This is a genomic window from Proteus sp. FME41 (genome assembly GCF_014897315.1).
GTDB lineage: Bacteria > Pseudomonadota > Gammaproteobacteria > Enterobacterales > Enterobacteriaceae > Proteus.
In genome coordinates, this window is sequence record NZ_JABUYL010000001.1 from 101,880 (window position 1) to 121,152 (window position 19,273).

14 protein-coding genes are annotated in these 19,273 nt (G+C 37.3%); 9 read left to right on the top strand and 5 right to left on the bottom strand.

What is annotated here, in order from left to right; all coding sequences use genetic code 11:
• Window positions 1-165: 165 nt before the first annotated feature.
• The 4 genes from aphA to INT04_RS00440 all read left to right on the top strand — a co-directional run bounded on the left by aphA (window position 166) and on the right by INT04_RS00440 (window position 4,524).
• Entirely contained in the window at window positions 166-879 is a 714-nt protein-coding gene (gene aphA / locus INT04_RS00425) for an acid phosphatase AphA (protein WP_193014208.1), read from the top strand.
• A 353-nt stretch (window positions 880-1,232) separates the two neighbouring features.
• Entirely contained in the window at window positions 1,233-2,960 is a 1,728-nt protein-coding gene (gene ldtD, locus INT04_RS00430) for a L,D-transpeptidase (RefSeq protein ID WP_193014209.1), read from the top strand.
• Between the two features lie 327 nt (window positions 2,961-3,287).
• Window positions 3,288-3,836, top strand: a complete 549-nt coding sequence (locus INT04_RS00435) for a YcbK family protein (protein WP_193014210.1) — start codon at window positions 3,288-3,290, stop codon at window positions 3,834-3,836.
• Window positions 3,837-3,873: 37 nt separating this feature from the next.
• Entirely contained in the window at window positions 3,874-4,524 is a 651-nt protein-coding gene (locus tag INT04_RS00440; protein ID WP_193014211.1) for an MBL fold metallo-hydrolase, read from the top strand.
• A gap of 190 nt (window positions 4,525-4,714) precedes the next feature.
• On the opposite strand, the gene INT04_RS00445 is transcribed toward INT04_RS00440, so the two are convergent.
• From INT04_RS00445 to pncB, 4 genes are all read right to left on the bottom strand, one after another.
• On the bottom strand, window positions 4,715-5,905 hold the full coding sequence (locus INT04_RS00445; RefSeq protein WP_193014212.1) for an amino acid aminotransferase: 1,191 nt from the start codon (window positions 5,903-5,905) through the stop codon (window positions 4,715-4,717).
• A gap of 415 nt (window positions 5,906-6,320) precedes the next feature.
• Entirely contained in the window at window positions 6,321-7,409 is a 1,089-nt protein-coding gene (locus INT04_RS00450; RefSeq protein ID WP_319021311.1) for a porin, read from the bottom strand.
• Between the two features lie 340 nt (window positions 7,410-7,749).
• Window positions 7,750-9,150: an asparagine--tRNA ligase gene (gene asnS / locus INT04_RS00455; protein ID WP_193014213.1), complete on the bottom strand. Its 1,401-nt coding sequence runs from the start codon at window positions 9,148-9,150 to the stop codon at window positions 7,750-7,752.
• A 257-nt stretch (window positions 9,151-9,407) separates the two neighbouring features.
• Complete coding sequence (pncB, locus tag INT04_RS00460; protein WP_193014214.1) at window positions 9,408-10,622, bottom strand: nicotinate phosphoribosyltransferase; 1,215 nt, start codon at window positions 10,620-10,622, stop codon at window positions 9,408-9,410.
• Window positions 10,623-10,963: 341 nt separating this feature from the next.
• Here pncB and pepN point away from each other — a divergent pair, with 341 nt between their 5' ends.
• From pepN to INT04_RS00485, 5 genes are all read left to right on the top strand, one after another.
• The gene (gene pepN / locus INT04_RS00465) at window positions 10,964-13,579 is read left to right on the top strand and encodes an aminopeptidase N (RefSeq protein WP_193014215.1); all 2,616 of its coding nucleotides are present in this window, start codon (window positions 10,964-10,966) and stop codon (window positions 13,577-13,579) included.
• A 204-nt stretch (window positions 13,580-13,783) separates the two neighbouring features.
• Window positions 13,784-14,794 carry a quinone-dependent dihydroorotate dehydrogenase gene (pyrD, locus tag INT04_RS00470; RefSeq protein WP_193014216.1) on the top strand — a complete coding sequence of 337 codons (1,011 nt, stop codon included), beginning with the start codon at window positions 13,784-13,786 and terminating at the stop codon, window positions 14,792-14,794.
• 218 nt (window positions 14,795-15,012) lie between these two features.
• Window positions 15,013-15,564: a cell division protein ZapC gene (locus INT04_RS00475; RefSeq protein WP_193014217.1), complete on the top strand. Its 552-nt coding sequence runs from the start codon at window positions 15,013-15,015 to the stop codon at window positions 15,562-15,564.
• A gap of 595 nt (window positions 15,565-16,159) precedes the next feature.
• Window positions 16,160-17,482, top strand: a complete 1,323-nt coding sequence (locus tag INT04_RS00480; RefSeq protein ID WP_193014218.1) for a colicin E3/pyocin S6 family cytotoxin — start codon at window positions 16,160-16,162, stop codon at window positions 17,480-17,482.
• A 13-nt stretch (window positions 17,483-17,495) separates the two neighbouring features.
• On the top strand, window positions 17,496-17,753 hold the full coding sequence (locus INT04_RS00485; protein WP_193014219.1) for a colicin E3-like toxin immunity protein: 258 nt from the start codon (window positions 17,496-17,498) through the stop codon (window positions 17,751-17,753).
• 347 nt (window positions 17,754-18,100) lie between these two features.
• Here INT04_RS00485 and INT04_RS00490 read toward each other — a convergent pair whose 3' ends face one another.
• Window positions 18,101-19,249, bottom strand: a complete 1,149-nt coding sequence (locus tag INT04_RS00490; RefSeq protein ID WP_193014220.1) for a YcbX family protein — start codon at window positions 19,247-19,249, stop codon at window positions 18,101-18,103.
• Window positions 19,250-19,273: the final 24 nt, after the last annotated feature.

Consider the following 19,273-nt stretch of genomic DNA (forward strand, 5'->3'; position numbering starts at 1 on the left):
GGCGCTTTCTTTTTCCAAAGTGTTAGATAGATCAAAAAATGAAAGTAAATTAACAAAAAAATGAAAATTTAAACAACGTAACGTGCGCTATCTCTCATTTAAATGTAATCGTGATGTCTATGATTGTTCCCGTATGTGATTAATATAAAAATTAAAGGAAAGAGAATGCGTAAAGTCACGTTAGCTTTTAGTGCAATTGCTTTAGCGTTAAGTTTAAATGGCGCGGCAATGGCAAAAGTTCATATGCCAGAAGTAGTGAGTCCAGGTGTTACTGTTGCTCAATTAGCACAACAACAACCTATTAACTGGGTTTCTGTTGCAGATATCGAGAAAAGCTTAGCAGGCCAAGCGCCGATGGCGGTTGGTTTCGATATTGATGACACCGTTCTGTTCTCAAGCCCAGGTTTTTATCGTGGTAAATTGGAATATTCTCCGAATGATTTCAGTTACCTGAAAAACCCAGAATTCTGGGAAAAAATGAATAACGAATGGGATAAATTCAGTATGCCTAAACAAGTCGGTATCGATCTTGTTCAGATGCACTTAAAACGTGGAGATACTGTTTATTTCATTACGGGTCGTACTCAAACTAAAACTGAGACTGTGACCAAATATGTTCAAGAAGGGTTGAATATTCCAGCAGATAAAATGCAATCGGTTATTTTTGCTGGTGACCAACCTGGTGCAAATAACAAAGTAAGCTGGATGCGTGATCATAAACTGAAAATTTACTACGGTGATGCGGATGCGGATATCGCAGCAGCAGATGAGCTAGGTATCCGTGGTGTCCGTATTCTGCGTGCAGCTAACTCTTCTTACCAACCACTGCCTAAAGCAGGTCAGTTTGGTGAAGAAGTCGTTATCAATTCAGAATACTAATTTTTACCCTTTGTTTACCTTTATTTGTTAGGCGCAGAAAACTGCGCCTTTTTCTATTTTAAAACGCCTTCCATGTCGATAATCTTATTTATCGATTCTCTATTCTTCGTTTATTATTGATATATTCATTTTAAAATAAGTTGTCTTTTATTACTTATGTGCAATTTTATTTAACATATAGTATTGAATATAAAAACAGCTAAATAGTCTTTTTTTGATTAAATAAAATTAAATTCCCATCAAAGGTTTATAAAACTTTAAAAATATTAGTTTATTCCTATAAAATTCTTTTCCAAGCTCATCTATTATTCTAGGATACCAAAATAATAATAAGGAATGAGGGTAGAGGATTTATGGCGCACCAACCAATTAAAAGAGCAATCGCATATTCAGTTGTTATAAGCTCACTTCTGTCTGGGCATTATGCCGTGGCAACAGAATCAGAGCCTGTCGTTGTTTCTACACCTGCAACAGAAAATACGACATTAGTTCCTGTAACGGATGAAACAATACCAACACCTGCCATTGTGGCAATGAATATCCCGCAAATCACTGAACTAGAAGCAAAAACAACGCTACAGCTTTGGGGCCCCAAGGAATATAAACCATTATATTTAACGCAGTTAGCAAAAGTTTACCAAGCGAATAATCTTGCATTAATTTGGCAAGATGAAAAGGTGGTACAGCAGTTACAGCAACAAATTGCAGAAGTGGCAATTTCGGGTATTCAGCCTCAATTTGGACAATGGCTGACGCAATTGGAAATACCTGAATTAACAAAAGAAGGGCGTGATATTATTTTATCAGACGCTTTTTTAGGTTATATCAGTTTTGTTGAGCAAGTAAATAAATCAGGAGCCTCTTTACTGTATCGTAATGCAACACAAGCGCTACCATTACCTTCAGATAAATCCGTAGCAGACTTGCAACAAAATATTCTAAATAACACATTGGGTAGCTTTATTATTTCTTATGCTCCTTCCCATCCTTATTACGCATTAATGAAAGAAGAAGTGCGCAAGCAATTGCAGAATGCAGTTGTATGGCCTGAAATGAAAGGCACAGCATCATTAAAGCCAAATCAATCATCTGAAGAAGTCTTGGCATTGAGGCAAATTTTACGCCATTTAAAATTAATACCTGAATTAGCAGAAAATGAGCAAGAAATTGCCACAACAGTTTATGACGCACCTTTAATTACCGCAGTTAAAGTATTTCAAACGGCTCATGGGTTAGAGCCTGATGGCGTGATTGGACGACAAACACGAGTGTGGCTAAATACAACACCTGCACAACGAGCCAGTATTATGGCGTTAAATATTCAACGTCTACGCCTAACGCCTGCTATTGGTGATACTGGAATTTGGGTGAATATTCCTGATTTTTCACTCTATTTCTATGCCAATAATGAACTTATTCTTGATTCAAAAGTGATTGTTGGTCGTCCTGATAGAAAAACACCGATTATGAGTAGTGCGTTGAATAACGTGGTTGTTAATCCTCCTTGGAATGTGCCAACTAGCATGACGCGCAAAGATATTGTTCCTAGAGGTAAAGCAGATCCTAGTTACTTTAGTCGTAAGGGATATACTATTTATTCAGGCTGGGGCAATGATGCTTATCCTATTAACCCTTACGATATTGATTGGCAAAATATGAGTGCAGCGAATTTTCCTTATCGAATTTGGCAAGCTCCTGGTCCAACCAACTCTTTAGGGCGTTATAAATTTAATATGCCAAATTCAGAGGCAATCTATTTGCATGATACCCCTAATCATTCGCTGTTTTCAAAAAATATGCGAGCGATTAGCTCTGGGTGTATTCGTGTCAATAAAGCGTCTCAGCTTGCCTCAATTTTATTAGGTGATGCGGGATGGAAACAAGATAGAATTGATGCAGCATTAAAACGAGGTTCAACACAATATGCGCCTATTCCAGAACGAATTCCGGTTTATTTATATTATCAAACTGCATGGGTAGCGCAGGAAAATACCCCTCAATATCGTGCCGATATTTATGCTTATGATAAAAGTATTTCAAATGCACAACCCTATTTAGAGAATATTAAGAAATATTTGTAATATAAAGAAATATAAATTGAATAAAGGATGGTTAATTTGACTATCCTTTATTTTTATATAAATCAATAGGATGTGTTTTGTTTTGTATCATTCAATAAGAAAGATAAAGGCAATATAAATATACAAAATATTTTTAAATTTTACATTAAAAATAGAATGATAAAAAACAATCTAGTATAAATAACTAAATTAATAAAATTTTAAATGTTGATAAATTAAAAGAAAGTATTATTTACAATACTATACAAACTATAAGAAACAATTCGGGAAAAATATTGTCATAATAAAGGTTCTTCCTCCTGAAATAATTTTTTGAGTACATAGACTATGGATATTATTGATTCACATCGCCGTAAATGGCTGGGGCTGGGTATGGCCGCAGTGGGGTTAGGTTTATTGCCTTCTCATGCTTTTGCTTCATTAGCAACACCTCGTCCAAAAATTCTTCGCTTTAATAATTTAAATACTGGTGAAACTATTAAAGCCGAGTTTTTTGATGGAAAACGTTATAATAAACATGAACTTGCTAAATTAAATCACCTTTTTAGAGATTATCGTCAAAATAAAATCAAAACCATTGATCCCGCACTGTTTGACCAAATCTACTTACTGCAAGTGATGTTAAATAATAATAAACCCGTTGAACTTATTTCAGGTTATCGTTCTTTAGTGACCAATAATAACTTGCGTCAAAGTAGCAGTGGTGTGGCTAAGAAAAGTTACCATACTCGCGGGCAAGCAATGGATTTCCGTTTAGTCGGTACTGATCTTTCTAAAGTTCGCCAAGTGGCATTAAGAATGAAATCCGGCGGTGTTGGATATTACCCAAGAAGTAATTTTGTGCATATTGATACAGGACCTGTCCGCTCATGGTAATCTATTAAGAATGAGTTAATAGAGAGTGGAGTGATTAATGATGTATCACATTGTCCCCGTGACAAATTATATGCAAAATTGCACCCTTATTTGGTGTGATGACACAAAAGAAGCCGCAATTGTTGATCCTGGTGGCGATGCTGAAATGTTGATTGCTGAAATCGAAGCACGCCAATTAACATTGACCAAAGTATTATTAACACATGGACACTTTGATCATATAGCAGGTACTTCTCAGATTGTTGAGTACTTCAAGGTTCCTGTTTATGGTCCTCATAAAGATGACAGTTTTTTATTAGAAGAATTAGAGCAACAGTGCCGCATGTTTAATTTCCCCTGTGGAAAATCATTTACACCAGACAGTTGGTTAAATGAGGGTGATACAGTGACAATTGGTAAAACAATTTCGTTATCTGTTTTACATTGCCCAGGCCATACACCCGGACATATAATTTTTGTTAATCACCAGAATAAACTCATTTCTATGGGTGATGTGTTGTTTAAAGAAAGCATTGGCCGTACAGATTTTCCTCGTGGTAACCATGCTGACCTTATTGCTTCAATTAAAAATAAAGTATTACCTTTAGGTGATGATTATCTGTTTATTCCGGGACATGGTCCTATGTCTAATTTAGGACATGAACGCCAATATAATCCTTTTTTACAAGATGAAATGCCAATTTGGTAATAGTGCGCTGATATAAGTGAATAAATATGAAAGCTCTTTATTATAAAGAGCTTTTTTATAATTAAAAAATATAACTAATATTTCTTTTATGCCAATAAAAATGCCACGTTACGTAATCGAACTGACCCCAGTTTATTGGACAGTTCACGTAATAACGCGGCATTTATCTTATTCAGCTTCTAAACAGAGATTAAAGCACAGCCACAATGGCTTCACATAACGGAACCATATTCTCAAGGGTTAAGCCTGCAACGTTAATACGTCCAGAGCCTACGATATAAATACCGTATTCAGCACGTAAACGTTCAACTTGTTCTTTATTTAAACCACTAAATGAGAACATCCCATTTTGGTCGATAATAAAGCTAAAATCTTGTTTTGCGCCTTTTTCTTGTAATGTGGTTACTAACAGTTGACGCATGCGTTTAATACGTTCACGCATGGTTGTCAGCTCTTCAATCCACTCTTCTTTTAATTCTGGATTAGAAAGAATGGTGGTAACTACAGAAGCTCCATGTGCGGGTGGGTTTGAGTAGTTGGCACGAATAATGGCTTTGGCTTGGCTAAAGGCTTTTTCAGCAGTGTCACTGTCTTTGGTGACAATAGTACATGCACCAACACGCTCATTGTAAAGACCGAAGTTTTTAGAATATGAGCTTGCCACAATAAGTTCAGAGTTGTTTTCTGCGAAAAGACGTAAGCCTTGCGCATCTTCTTCAAGACCACGAGCAAAACCTTGGTATGCAAAGTCAAAAACCGGTAGCCAGCCTTTTTCTGCTGATAATGCAGCCAGTTGACGCCATTGTTCTTCCGTGGGATCAATACCACTTGGGTTGTGGCAGCAACCGTGGAACAGGACAACATCACCTGCTTGAGCCTTTGCAAGACTTGCTAACATGCCTTCAAAATCTAGCCCACGTGTTGTTGCATCATAATAATCATAATTACAGATCTCAAGACCTGCTGTTTGGAAAATATTATTATGGTTAGGCCAAGTTGGATTGCTTATCCAAACACGTTTTGCTGTGGTTTGTTGTGCAATAAAATCAGCCGCAATACGTAAAGCGCCAGTACCACCGGGTGCTTGTGCGGTACGCGCACGTTTTTCTGCAATAATAGGGTGTTGCTCACCAAACAAAAGTGCTTGGGTAACAGCACCGAATTCAGGGATACCGCTAATAGGAAGGTAGTTTTTAGTGGTTTCGTTTTCTAACAGGTATTTTTCTGCTTTCTTAACTGTGGTTAAAACAGGGGTTTTGCCTGTTTCATCCTTGTAAACACCAATTCCTAAATTAATTTTGTTTTCACGAGGATCAGAACGGAAACTATCAGCTAAACCCAGAATAGGATCGGCTGGTGCAGCAATGATTTTCTCAAACATAGTGTAATTGTTCCCTAAGCTCAAAACGAAGCCGAAATATGAGTATCAAGAGTAACGCTATGAGGGATTTTTGCCAACTGTTTGTAGAGAAATTAACAAGAAGTTGTGAACTAAGTGAGAATAAATAGCAAAACAAGATGTAAGTAAGTGAATATCCTGTGATTACATTAACATGTAAAAATAATCACTAAAAAGTCATAATTGTTTAGTATGATAAACTTTTTAATGTTCTCAAAATAGAAAGTATAGGAGAGAGTTATGATGATCAAGAAACCAATTAAGCGTGATTAATATAAATATAGAATAAATAGATAGAGGAAGGGAGAGTGTATGTTAACGGTGAAATTAAAAAAGCAACACCGAAGTGTTGCTTTTCAAATCAATTAACTTGACTGTTTAATTACCTAAGTGGTAATTAGAACTGATAAGTCAGGCCTAAACCAACTACGTTGTCGTCGTTGATGCCTAGTTTGTTATCAGATTTGATCAGGTTGATTTTATAATCAACAACTGCAGTCATGTTTTTGTTAAATTTGTAGAAAGAACCTACAGAGATATATTTAACTAAATCTTCGTCATTTACGTTGTTAACTTGTAAATCTTTACCTTTAGATTGAACATAACCTAAAGATGGTTTGATACCTAAATCAGCGAAGTCATACTGTGCAGTTAACTCGATGTTTTGAGTTTTGTTAGCAATATTACCTTTGAAACCAGTCATGTTACGAGTTTCACCGTACATAGCGGCTAAGTAAACATTGTTAGCTGCAAATTTACCACCAAAGTTCCATGCTTCTGCACGTTCACCTTTAGCTGAGCTTACTTTTTGTTCTGCAGTACGTGATGAATTAGAGTAACCACCACCCAGAGTTACGCCCCAACCTAAGTTGTAAGCTGTAGAGAAACCAAAACCGTCACCGTTTTGTTTTTTAACATCAGTACGTGTGTTAGTAGTTTCTGAGTTGTTTTTACCTTGATATTGCAGAGCAAAATTCAGACCATCAACATAACCGAACATATCAGTGTTACGGTAAGTCAGAACGCCAGTAGTACGGCCAGTCATGAAGTTGTCAGTTTGTGACATTGAGTCGCCGCCCCATAAAGGCAGAACGTCTGTCCATGCGTTGGTGTCGTAAATTACACCGTAATTACGACCGTAGTCTACTGAACCGAAGTCAGCAAATTTTAAACCAGCGTAAGCGAAACGAGCACGTGAGTCTGTTTCACCTTCTTGTTCACCAGTACGAACTTCGTATTCAAAACGACCAAAACCAACTAAATCTTTATTGATTTGAGTTTCGCCTTTGAAACCGATACGCGCACGAGAAGCGTCACCGCTTTCTTTACCGCCGTCTCTTTCAGAGTTAGCGAAGTAATGACGAACGTCAACTTTACCGTAGATGTCTACTTTGTTGCCGTCTTTGTTATACATTTCAGCTGCGTTTGCTGCACCAGCAAACATTAAAGCTGGGATTACCACTGCAAGAAGATTGCGCTTCATCATTATTATTACCCTCATTGGTGTTATTCAGACACCTTTGCCACTGCCAGAAATAGTTTCTTAATTTTTATGGAACTATTTATGAGAGTTAAGTGTCGTCTGTGTCGGGTGACAGTGTTCCATTGGTAAAAAATTTTATCTACCCCCAATTTGCTACAAAAACGAAAAAAGTGTAACAAATTGTAACTATGCATTTCAAATTATGTATTTTGGGGAACTTTTGAATCAAATAAGAGCCATGCATAAAAAAAGCCAACCTTGTGGTTGGCTTCTTCACTTAAGCTAAATCTGCACAATAAAACAGCAGTGCAAATTTCTGATTGAATACTAATTAATCACTAAATTAGAAATCAGCATTTCTTGGTGTACGTGGGAATGGAATAACTTCACGAACGTTTGCGACACCGGTCACATAAGCAACTAAACGTTCAAAACCTAAACCGAAGCCTGAATGAGGTACTGTGCCGTAACGACGCAGGTCACGATACCACCAGTAGTCTTCTTTATTCATGCCCATTTCTTCTAAACGTTTATCAAACATATCTAAACGTTCTTCACGTTGAGAACCACCGATGATCTCACCAATACCTGGTGCTAATACATCCATCGCTGCAACTGTTTTCCCATCTTCATTCATACGCATATAAAATGCTTTGATATCTTTTGGGTAATTTTTTACAACGACAGGCGCTTTAAAGTGTTTCTCTGCCAGATAACGCTCATGCTCAGAAGAGAGGTCAACACCCCAGTAAACAGGGTTTTCAAATGTCTCACCACAATTTTCAAGTACAGCGACTGCATCGGTATAATCAATTTGAGCAAAATCAGACGTAATAAAGCTTTCTAAGCGTGAGACCGCGTCTTTATCGACACGTTGTGCAAAGAATTCCATATCATCTTTACGCTCTGCTAACACTGCGGCAAAAGTGTATTTCAGCATTTTTTCTGCAAGGGCTGCGATATCGTTCAGATCAGCAAATGCCACTTCAGGTTCAACCATCCAGAATTCAGCTAAATGGCGACTGGTATTTGAATTTTCAGCACGGAATGTTGGGCCGAAAGTATATACCTTGCTTAATGCAGAAGCATAAGTCTCACCATTTAACTGGCCTGATACGGTTAAAAATGCTTCGCGACCAAAAAAGTCTTCACTAAAATCAACTTCACCTTTATCAGTGCGTGGCAGGTTATTCATATCAAGTGTAGAAACACGGAACATCTCACCAGCACCTTCTGTATCTGCGGCCGTAATAAGTGGCGTAGAAACCCAGAAGAAGCCTTGTTCATCGAAGAAACGATGTAGTGCTTGTGCCAACGTGTGACGAACACGTGCAACTGCACCAATTAAATTAGTACGAGGACGAAGGTGAGCAACTTCACGTAGGTACTCAATACTATGACGTTTGGCGGCCATCGGATAAGTTTCCGGATCATCGACCATTCCTACTACAACAATATGAGTAGCATGAATTTCAAAGTTCTGTCCCTGGCCCGGAGATTCAACAATTTTACCGGTGACTTCCACAGAACAACCTGTGGTTAAGTGCAGCACTTCATCTTGATAATTCGGTAAATTATTATTAATGATGGCCTGTACTGGATTAAAGCAGGAACCGTCGTAGACGGTAAGGAATGAGATACCAGCTTTTGAATCTCTTCTTGTACGTACCCAACCGCGAACGGTGACGTCTTCGCCAACCGCGATACGGCCTTGCAGTACGTCGACTACAGGCGCAACGATCATAAATAAATCTCTCTTCGTTTAATTAAAATAATTGTTTGGTTAATTCACTCTGCCCCTGTCGGACAGTTTTTCTATGTTACTTGCAATAGCGCAGGAAACAAGTAGGAAATTTTAGTTTAAAGAGTCAATAAAGAAGAGAAAAGCTTTTGTATAAAATAAATTGATAAAAACAGGTGAAATATTGATAAGAAAGGGAGTTATGACAAAAAAAAGGGTATTTATTACCCTTTCTTTTGTGAATGAAGATTTTTAGCTAATCAACAGGCTTGTTTTATGAGCGGGACATCAAAGGCTTTGCGAAGTTGGTCAACGAAGTCATCGTCTTCACAAATTGTTTTACCAGGGCTATCTGATAATTTAGCCACCGGCTTACCATTACACTCCACCAGCTTAATCACAATATTGAGCGGTGTTATCTTTGGAATATTACAAGTGAGTCGAGTGCCAATACCAAAGATCAAGCGAATGCGTTTATGAAAATGCTTATAAAGTACGAGAGCTTTTTGAAAGTCGAGACTATCAGAAAAGACGAGTACTTTACTCATTGGGTCAATACCCAATTTTTCATAATGTGCAATGGCCTTTTCTCCCCATTCAATAGGGTCGCCAGAGTCATGACGTAAACCTTGATAGCTTACGGCAAAGGCTTTATCAAAATCACGCAAAAACGCATCCATCGTAATACAATCAGTTAATGCAATACCTAATTGATCAGGATATTCATCTAACCAAGACTGTAAGGCGGCACGCTGACTATTGGCAAGCTCAGGGCTAATTTGCTGATGTGCTTGAAACCACTCATGAGCTTGTGTACCCACTGGCGCTAATTGCATACGTTCTGCTAAATGATAGTTACTAGTCCCAATGAGATAAGGAAAATGATTTTTCAGCTCATCCACAATGGCACACTGCACATCATAAGAAAAACGACGACGAGTGCCGAAATCCATCAATTTGAAATCAGCTAAATTAATCTGCTGTTCAGCAGCATCACGATAGAAGATATCAATTAACTTACGTAATTGGTCAACAGCATCATCAGGAGTGATTTCAGGGGAGCGAGTACGATGTACAATTTCACTCACTAAAGCCAACAAAGGCACTTCCCATAGAATAACTTCACGCCAAGGGCCTGTTATTCTGATGGCAAGTTGGTTTTCAGGTGTGGTTGAAATTTGGACTTGTTCTGGTTTAAAACGAAAATGCTTAAACCATTGCAGATAGTCATTTTTGAAAAAGGGGAGGCTCTGAAGATAGTCAAATTCTTCATTCGTTAATGACAAGTCTGCCATCATGTTAACTTGATGGCGTAAGGTTGTTGCATATTCACCTAGACGTTCATCACTCCGGCAACGGAATTCAGCAACGACAGGAATATCACTGTAATGATGGTAAACCGCTTGTTGCATGTGGAGCTTGTATGCATCGGTATCCAAAAGTGATGTAATAATCGGTGTAGCGTCTAAAATCATAGCGCGTCAAGCATCCTCACGGAGCGTTTTTATGTCTGCTAAATCGTTAAGGTTGGAGAGTATACCCGAATATGATAACAAAAAGTCACTATTCAATAATATTTCTCTGCGACATAAAAACAAGCTGTAAAACTTAGATGAGTTTACCACGTTAAACATAATTTGGGAGTCTATTAGCATCATTTACCAAATAAATTGATTACATGTATTAATAATCTATTAACATCTTGTTGACTTTTAATGTTCTCAATTGAATATTCGACTGGCTAAACAGATTTTTGACGAGTAAGCTTTGGCAATATAACCGTTAAATAGTCGTGTTAACTAAAAGGTTTTTATTTATGACACAACAAAGAATCGCGAAATTTCGCAAAGATTATCGTGCCCCTGACTACACAATCACCGATTTGCATCTTGATTTTATTTTAGATAAAGAAAATACCCAGATTACGGCGATCAGCCAATGTAAGCGCTTGGCTTCAACCTCAACACCTTTGGTCTTAGATGGTGAAGAATTAACCTTAAAATCAATCGCAGTAAATGATGTTGCTTGGACACACTATAAAGAAGAAAACGGCAAACTCATCATTGAACAACTGCCAGAGCAATTTACATTAAAAATTATCAACGAAATTAATCCATCTGCTAATACTGCATTAGAAGGGCTGTATGTATCGGGTGATGCATTATGTACACAGTGTGAAGCGGAAGGTTTCCGTCATATTACCTATTATTTAGACCGACCTGATGTATTAGCTCGCTACACAACAACAATTACTGCGGATAAAAAACAGTATCCTTATTTATTATCCAATGGTAATCGTGTTGCACAAGGTGAACTTGAAGATGGTCGTCATTGGGTAACATGGGAAGATCCACATCCAAAACCAAGTTACTTATTTGCGGTGGTTGCAGGTGATTTTGATGTGTTACGAGATACTTTTATCACCAAAAGCGGTCGTGAAGTTGCTTTAGAGCTGTTTGTTGATAAGGGTAATTTAGATCGTGCCGATTGGGCAATGACATCATTGAAAAATGCGATGGCATGGGATCAATCTCGATTCGATTTAGAATACGATCTTGATATCTATATGATAGTTGCGGTTGACTTCTTTAATATGGGTGCAATGGAGAACAAAGGACTTAATGTCTTTAACTCGAAATATGTACTGGCTAAAAGTGAAACGGCGACAGACAAAGACTATTTGGGTATTGAATCTGTTATTGGTCATGAATATTTTCATAACTGGACAGGTAACCGAATCACTTGCCGTGATTGGTTCCAATTAAGTTTAAAAGAAGGCTTAACCGTTTTCCGTGATCAAGAGTTCAGCTCGGATCTAGGTTCACGCTCGGTCAATCGTATTAATAATGTACGCGTAATGCGTAGTGCGCAATTTGCTGAAGATGCAAGTCCGATGGCGCATCCAATTCGCCCTGATAGCGTGATCGAAATGAACAACTTCTATACCTTAACTGTATATGAGAAGGGTTCAGAAGTGATCCGAATGATCCACACTTTATTAGGTGAAGAACAGTTCCAAGCGGGCATTCAGATGTATATTCATCGTCATGATGGAAGTGCGGCAACTTGTGACGATTTTATTCAAGCAATGGAAGATGCCTCTAATGTTGATCTCACTTTATTCCGTCGTTGGTATAGCCAATCAGGTACGCCACAACTGACAGTGCGTGATAGTTATGATGCTAACAAAAAGCAATACACCTTAACTGTTAGTCAAATGACACCACCCACCGCAGATCAAACTGAAAAGCAAGTACTGCATATTCCATTAGATATTGAGTTATATGATACCAAAGGCGATGTTATTCCTTTGCGCTCACAAGGTCAGGCGATTTCTAATGTATTGAATATTGTACGTGAAGAACAGCAATTTGTGTTTGATGATGTTCCAGAACAACCTATTCCCTCTTTATTACGTGAATTCTCAGCACCCGTAAAACTTGATTATTCGTTTACGGATGAGCAACTGTCCTTTTTAATGAAATATGCACGTAATGCCTTTTCACGTTGGGATGCGGCGCAATCATTATTAGGCCGTTATATAAAAGAAAATGTGGCTCGTGTTCAAAAGGGCGAAAGCGGTATTCTTCCTGATATGGTGATTGATGCTTTCCGTGCCGTATTACTTGATAAAGATATCGATCCAGCATTAGCTGCACTTATTCTGACATTACCAACTGATGTTGAAGCGGGTGAATCATTTAGTATTATTGATCCTATCGCTATTCATGAAGCGCTTGGTTTTATTCGTAAAACATTAGCGATTGAAATGGCAGATGAGTTCTCTGCTGTTTATCATTCAATGCATATTGGCGCTTATCGTGTTAATCATGATGATATTGCAAAACGTGATTTACGTAACGTGTGTTTAGGTTATTTAGCGGCTGAAGATGAGCAAACAGGTAACCAACTTGTTGATGCACAATATCACAACAGTGACAATATGACTGATGCACTTGCAGCATTGAATGCAGCCGTCATGGCACAATTGCCTTGCAAAGATGTGTTACTGCAAGAGTTCGATGATAAATGGCATCAAGATGGTTTAGTGATGGATAAATGGTTTAGTTTACAAGCCATGAGCCCCGCAAAAGACGTGTTACAGAAAGTTCGTAGTTTGTTATCTCATCGTTCATTTACATTAGCAAACCCTAACCGTACTCGTGCGTTAATTGGTGCATTTGTAAATAATAATCCAGTCGCTTTCCATGCTGAAGATGGTTCTGGTTACTTATTATTGACAGAAATTCTGACTGACTTAAATAGCCGTAACCCACAAGTTGCATCACGCCTTATTGAACCATTTATTCGTTTAAAACGTTATGATGCAACACGCCAAGAAAAAATGCGTGCTGAGTTATTAAAACTGAAAACGCTGGATAATTTATCGGGCGATCTTTATGAGAAAATCACCAAAGCGTTAGTTGATTAATATCGCGTTTTATATCACTTTATAAGTGAATAAATAGTGTTAAATTAGCATGATGATAAGATCCCCTGCATAGTCTGGGGATTTTTTATGGCGAATTGTGAAGTTGAAACGTTTACTTTTCGTGCTTTTATCTATAAGATGCACGACGCTTAAATTGTCGTAGACGTACCATTCCTAATACCCGATATTCTCAATGGAGATCGTATGTATTATTCCTTAGTAAGGAAGGCATTGTTTCGGCTAGATCCTGAACGTGCCCATGATTTTACCTTCCGTCAGTTAAAACGTTTATCTCATTCCCCATTTCAATTTCTTATTCAGCAGTCGCTTCCTTCAAAACCCGTTTCCTGTATGGGACTCTCATTTAAAAATCCTCTTGGTCTTGCAGCCGGTCTTGATAAAAATGGCGATTGCATAGATGCACTTGGTGGAATGGGATTTGGTTTTATTGAAGTAGGTACTGTGACACCACGCCCTCAAGTAGGAAATGATAAACCTCGGTTATTTCGTTTAGTGGAAGCCGAAGGCTTAATTAACCGAATGGGATTTAATAACCTTGGCGTTGATAACCTCATTGAAAATGTAAAACAATCTCGTTATGGCGGTGTACTGGGTATTAATATTGGTAAAAATAAAGATACCCCAGTCGAGCAAGGTAAAGATGATTATTTGATTTGTATGGAAAAAGTCTATGCGCATGCCGGTTATATCGCAATCAATATCTCATCACCAAATACTCCAGGTTTACGCACGCTACAATATGGTGAAGCGTTAGACGATCTGCTATCTGCAATTAAAAATAAACAATTAGAGTTGCAGGGAAAATATCAAAAATATGTTCCTGTCGCGGTTAAAATTGCACCTGATTTAACACATGAAGAATTAATTCAAGTTGCAGATAGCTTAGTGCGTCATCATATTGATGGTGTTATTGCGACAAATACGACATTAGATAAATCATTAGTCAGTGGATTAGATCATTGTAATGAAGCGGGGGGATTAAGTGGTCGCCCAGTACAATCAAAAAGCACACAAATAATCCGCCAATTAAATGAAGAATTAAAAGGTGCATTGCCTATTATTGGTGTAGGTGGAATTGATTCATTAACAGCAGCAAGAGAAAAAATGGATGCTGGTGCTTCTCTTATTCAAGTCTATTCAGGATTCATTTACCAAGGTCCTGCACTTATCAAATCTATAATTAATCATATCTAAATCTATTTAATAATGAGATAGGGGCTTTTCTTCTGCCCCTAACTCGTTTATATTGCCCCTAGTTGGTTATTTTTTATTAAATTGCACTGATTGTGCTTAATTAATAGTAAAATGAATCCTGTTTTTGTTAAGTGATATTAAATATTTTATTTAGGTCATTTAAATTTGATCGTTTATCCGAGTATAAAACAGGTAATGAATCGAAGGGGGATTAATTAGTGATAATAAAACCCGATGATCGCTGGCGTTGGTATTTTGATGTTGAGCAACAAAAATTAATGCTTGATTTAGCCAATGGCATGATTTTTCGTTCACGCTTTCCAAGTAAAATGTTAAGTGAGAGCGCTCGCCAATCAGCATCTTTTACCGTCGATGATGCAGCTCTTTATTATGGATACGATGAGCAAATTCGCCAAATAGATATGCCATCAGAATCAAGAGCTGAATTAGCTTTAAATGCATTAATAGCCCATCGCTTTTTAAAACCGCTGATGCCTAAGAGTTGGTATTTTGAAGTTAACAATAATCAAATCAACCCTTATTTATCGCAAGTGGTAGAGGCTTCATTAAAAGAAGGCAATGAAACAGCCCTTTTTTTAGTGACAGAAGTGGGGGCTCAAGCTTGTTTATGTTTATTAGCGCAACCGCAGTTAACGTTATTTGATAGAATACTTAATTTTTGTGACCCGATAAAAATTATGAATGACAGGTTGAGCGATTATCATAAAGAGTCAGAGTCAGGATCATTTTTGTACGAAAAAGTTATTTAACAAAAAGAGTAAAAAGGACTTTCTCTTTTTATTATTACTCATTAATTTCACATCCCAAAAACAAATTCACCTTAAACAACACTTCCTAAAATCAAATCTCTATTATTCTTTTCTTACAGTACATTTCTAGAAACAAATAAAATGAGTTTATCGATAATTCATTGCTCAGGTATTAATAAGATAATTCTTATTAAACGAACTATTTTATTTAAAATAAAAAAAGAAGATAAGGACAAATTACCTTCTTTTAATTTGCGATAAAGATAAGAGTTATTTTTTGTTAAGTGAAAGTTTCACATTACCGTTAGGAACACAGCTACAGGCTAAAATTTTACCTGAATGGTATGGCAGAACTAAGATAGACCTTTAAAAAAGCTTCTTTTTTATAGAGAGAACATGGTTGGCCAAGGTGCTACATGGCCATATTAAATATTACGCTTTAATCAAGAGAATTTCCTTATGGTGTGTCTAATGGCGGCCATGGGTAAAGAAATTTATAAACCTCGTATCAAAAAACAGAATAGATGAATAATTGAGTATTGGTCATATTAGAGCACTATTGTCATTGTATGGTTAAATATAAAAAGGAATTTATATGAGTAAACGAGTCAAACCGATCGAGGTAATAAGGCGTAATATTTGTCCTGTATGTGCAAAAATGGATTGTCCATTTTTAACAAAAGATAAGCATTGTAAGGAGATGATGGATGCGTTTAGGGAAGGTAATATAACCAAAGCGATAAAAATATATTCTCAGCGTTATCTACAGTATGCGGGGCTGATTAGTGGCAGTTTAAAGAAAGCAGTTGAATCATATGATTCTATTATTCAAATGGTTACTTCAACGCCTAAGCAACAAATCAGTATTCCCGTTGAGTTAAATACAGCAATAACATCTGCTCAATCAACTTTAATCCCTGGAAAGACTATTGATAAAGCCACATTGGCTCCGATCGCTGTATTCACTCCTGCAATAACAACGACAAGTACAACGGCGACAGAAACGTTCGGTGCTATTTTAGGTCGTGCATTAGGTTTAGGTGCTGGTCTTATGCTGTATTCCCCTCCCGTTGGGGTGGGGAGTGATAGATACCCTTCGATGATTTATCAAGAATACCCAAAAAACAAAGAAACTGCGCTTACTGACGCTGGGGTGAGGTTAAATATCCCCAAAGAAGCACAGTTGAGAGATATTGCAGCGAAACAAGGGATAATTAATACCTCAGCTATTGTAATCGAACAAGTAGTTAATGGGACAAAACAAATTGAATTAGTGAAAACGGATGCACCCGTTAAAACTCGTGTAGTTGAAGCGAGAAAAACGGTTGAAAAAGGTATTTTTGCTTATATTTTACCAAATGAAAAACAAGAAAGAAGGGTTCAAATTGGTAACGTAGCGATATTAACGGGTACGGCTCTACCTCAATCTGAAAGGCATAAATATCTACCAGGTAAGGTATACGATATACCTAGATTTAATAACTTACCTTTACAGCCGCCAACATTCTTTACTGAAAGTGAGAAAAAGCAGTCCACGCTGAAAGAGCCTATAATTTTGGTGTTTCCATGGGAATTAGGGATAAAACCAATTTATTTATCAACGGGGAAAAAGGATAAACCTCGTCAGGGAGTAAAAGAGCGTGGTCATAGTTATCATCCAGCACCAAGAACTGAAGATATTAAAGGATTGGGTATCCTTAAGCCAGTCCAAGGTAAAACACCTAAACAAGGTGGAGCAGGTAAGCGCAATCGCTGGAAAGATGATAAGGGGCGAAGAATTTATGAATGGGATTCACAGCATGGTGAGCTGGAAGGATATCGTGCCAGTGATGGCCAACATATTGGGGCATTTGACCCAAAAACAGGTAACCAGTTAAAACCAGCTGATCCTAAACGCAATATCAAAAAATATCTATAAGGAAGATAAGATTATGGGATTGAAATTACATACTCAGTGGTTTGATAAAAAAACAGAAGAAATTATAGGAGAGGAATACTCAAAAGATTTTGGTGATGATGACTTCCTGATTGATGAAACAATTGACCCGAAAGATGAAAATATAATTAATAATGGAGTTTTCGATTTACACGAAGGTTGGGTCAACGCTATTCAAAAGCATGTTACACATAAAATTGAATTAAATAAGTATCTTTACCAAATTTCTTTTGATTACCGTGATAAGTGGTAATGAGTAAGCGTATATAATATTTTTTTATATCATTTTGAAAGTCTCTTAACAGAGGCTTTTTTTATTGATCAAAGAGACGTCCTAGAAAAGATTAGTCATTTAATCAACTTTACACACACTCATCCTCAATAAAATCGTCTCCATTACCTTTGTGCTAAAGAATATGATGCTTTCCCCGAAAACCATTAACGACTGGCAATGCAACGAAAATCCGAGTGAGCTTACTTGAGACTAAGAGTTCAATAAACTCAGTTATATATGAATGAGGTAAAATTAATCAATTTAATGTTTACTGATAACGATATATATCATACATAACTGTGTTTATATTTAGTTTTTTATTTAATTTATTTGTTCATATCAATTTGATTTTTATTATCTTTAAATGAAAGTTTCACATTACCGTTAGGAACACAGCTACAGGCTAAAATTTTACCTGAACGTTTAATTGCTCCAGCTTTTAATGCATTAACATCACCTTCATCTAGTTGGATAACACAAGAGCCACAAAGACCCGCCCGGCAACTATAAGGAATGGTATAACCATTATTTTCAAGCTGTTCTAACAGGACTTCTTGGTTATTACCTTCGAAAACCTCACCGTTAAATTCAATGCTGACAGTTTGTTCTTGTGAGTTTTCAACCATAGGTGTTGCTTGTGTTTCAACAGGTGCTGTTACAAGATACTGTTTTGCCTCTTTATAAGCTAATACTTCAACAGTATCTCCTACACGAATAATACCTGTTTGGCGAATGATGATATTTTGACCAAAGTCGACATCACCTGTTTCATCACTACGGAATGTTTGCAGTGTTGCAAGTGGTTCTGTGTTAGGATGTTTAACGCCTTTATCAATACTAATTGTGGTCATGATGCAACGGCTACAAGGTTTCATCAGATCCATCACAACAGAGCCAACACGAATAGTCTGCCAAGTATCTTCTTCAAAAGGCTTTGCACCTGTTATGAGGATATTACCTCGAAATTGCTCAATATTAATTGAAGCAGGGCAGCGTTGTTGTAAGTATTGAAATGAGGCTTCATTGATTAATAAGTAAGGGTAACCATCAGCGAAAGAAACAGCGGTTTCTGGATTTTTTTTCACTCGGCGTGTCGATTTTTCACCAGTCCAACGAAGTTGAACATCCATTTTTAAATAACGACTGAACCACTGATTTATTTCATCTGGTGCCACATACGCGGTAAAATGGTTACCCCAAACTTCTGTCGGTTGCAATGTGGTCTCAAAATCTTGATAGGTGATAGCAATACCCTCACCATCAGGTGCTTGAATATAAATACCATTTGCCATGACAGTGGGAATAAAGCACAGCAAAACGGGGAATTTTCGTGCGGTGATAAACGTCCCTTCAGGCGTGGTTATCATAAAATCACGATCAAACGTGAATCCGCTCTCACGAGCAAAAGCATGAGAAAGTCGAATTCCCTTCATGGATTTAACTGGGTGTATATAAAGGCGTGAAACGTTGATCATCGGTGCTCCCAAAAGACATTATTA

What these genes read in the sequence shown, in the direction of transcription:
- aphA (WP_193014208.1), top strand. Translation starts at nt 166, where the DNA reads ATGCGTAAAGTCACGTTAGCTTTTAGTGCAATTGCTTTAGCGTTAAGT.
- ldtD (WP_193014209.1), top strand. Translation starts at nt 1,233, where the DNA reads ATGGCGCACCAACCAATTAAAAGAGCAATCGCATATTCAGTTGTTATA.
- INT04_RS00435 (WP_193014210.1), top strand. Translation starts at nt 3,288, where the DNA reads ATGGATATTATTGATTCACATCGCCGTAAATGGCTGGGGCTGGGTATG.
- INT04_RS00440 (WP_193014211.1), top strand. Translation starts at nt 3,874, where the DNA reads ATGATGTATCACATTGTCCCCGTGACAAATTATATGCAAAATTGCACC.
- INT04_RS00445 (WP_193014212.1), bottom strand. Translation starts at nt 5,905, where the DNA reads ATGTTTGAGAAAATCATTGCTGCACCAGCCGATCCTATTCTGGGTTTA.
- INT04_RS00450 (WP_319021311.1), bottom strand. Translation starts at nt 7,409, where the DNA reads ATGATGAAGCGCAATCTTCTTGCAGTGGTAATCCCAGCTTTAATGTTT.
- asnS (WP_193014213.1), bottom strand. Translation starts at nt 9,150, where the DNA reads ATGATCGTTGCGCCTGTAGTCGACGTACTGCAAGGCCGTATCGCGGTT.
- pncB (WP_193014214.1), bottom strand. Translation starts at nt 10,622, where the DNA reads ATGATTTTAGACGCTACACCGATTATTACATCACTTTTGGATACCGAT.
- pepN (WP_193014215.1), top strand. Translation starts at nt 10,964, where the DNA reads ATGACACAACAAAGAATCGCGAAATTTCGCAAAGATTATCGTGCCCCT.
- pyrD (WP_193014216.1), top strand. Translation starts at nt 13,784, where the DNA reads ATGTATTATTCCTTAGTAAGGAAGGCATTGTTTCGGCTAGATCCTGAA.
- INT04_RS00480 (WP_193014218.1), top strand. Translation starts at nt 16,160, where the DNA reads ATGAGTAAACGAGTCAAACCGATCGAGGTAATAAGGCGTAATATTTGT.
- INT04_RS00485 (WP_193014219.1), top strand. Translation starts at nt 17,496, where the DNA reads ATGGGATTGAAATTACATACTCAGTGGTTTGATAAAAAAACAGAAGAA.
- INT04_RS00490 (WP_193014220.1), bottom strand. Translation starts at nt 19,249, where the DNA reads ATGATCAACGTTTCACGCCTTTATATACACCCAGTTAAATCCATGAAG.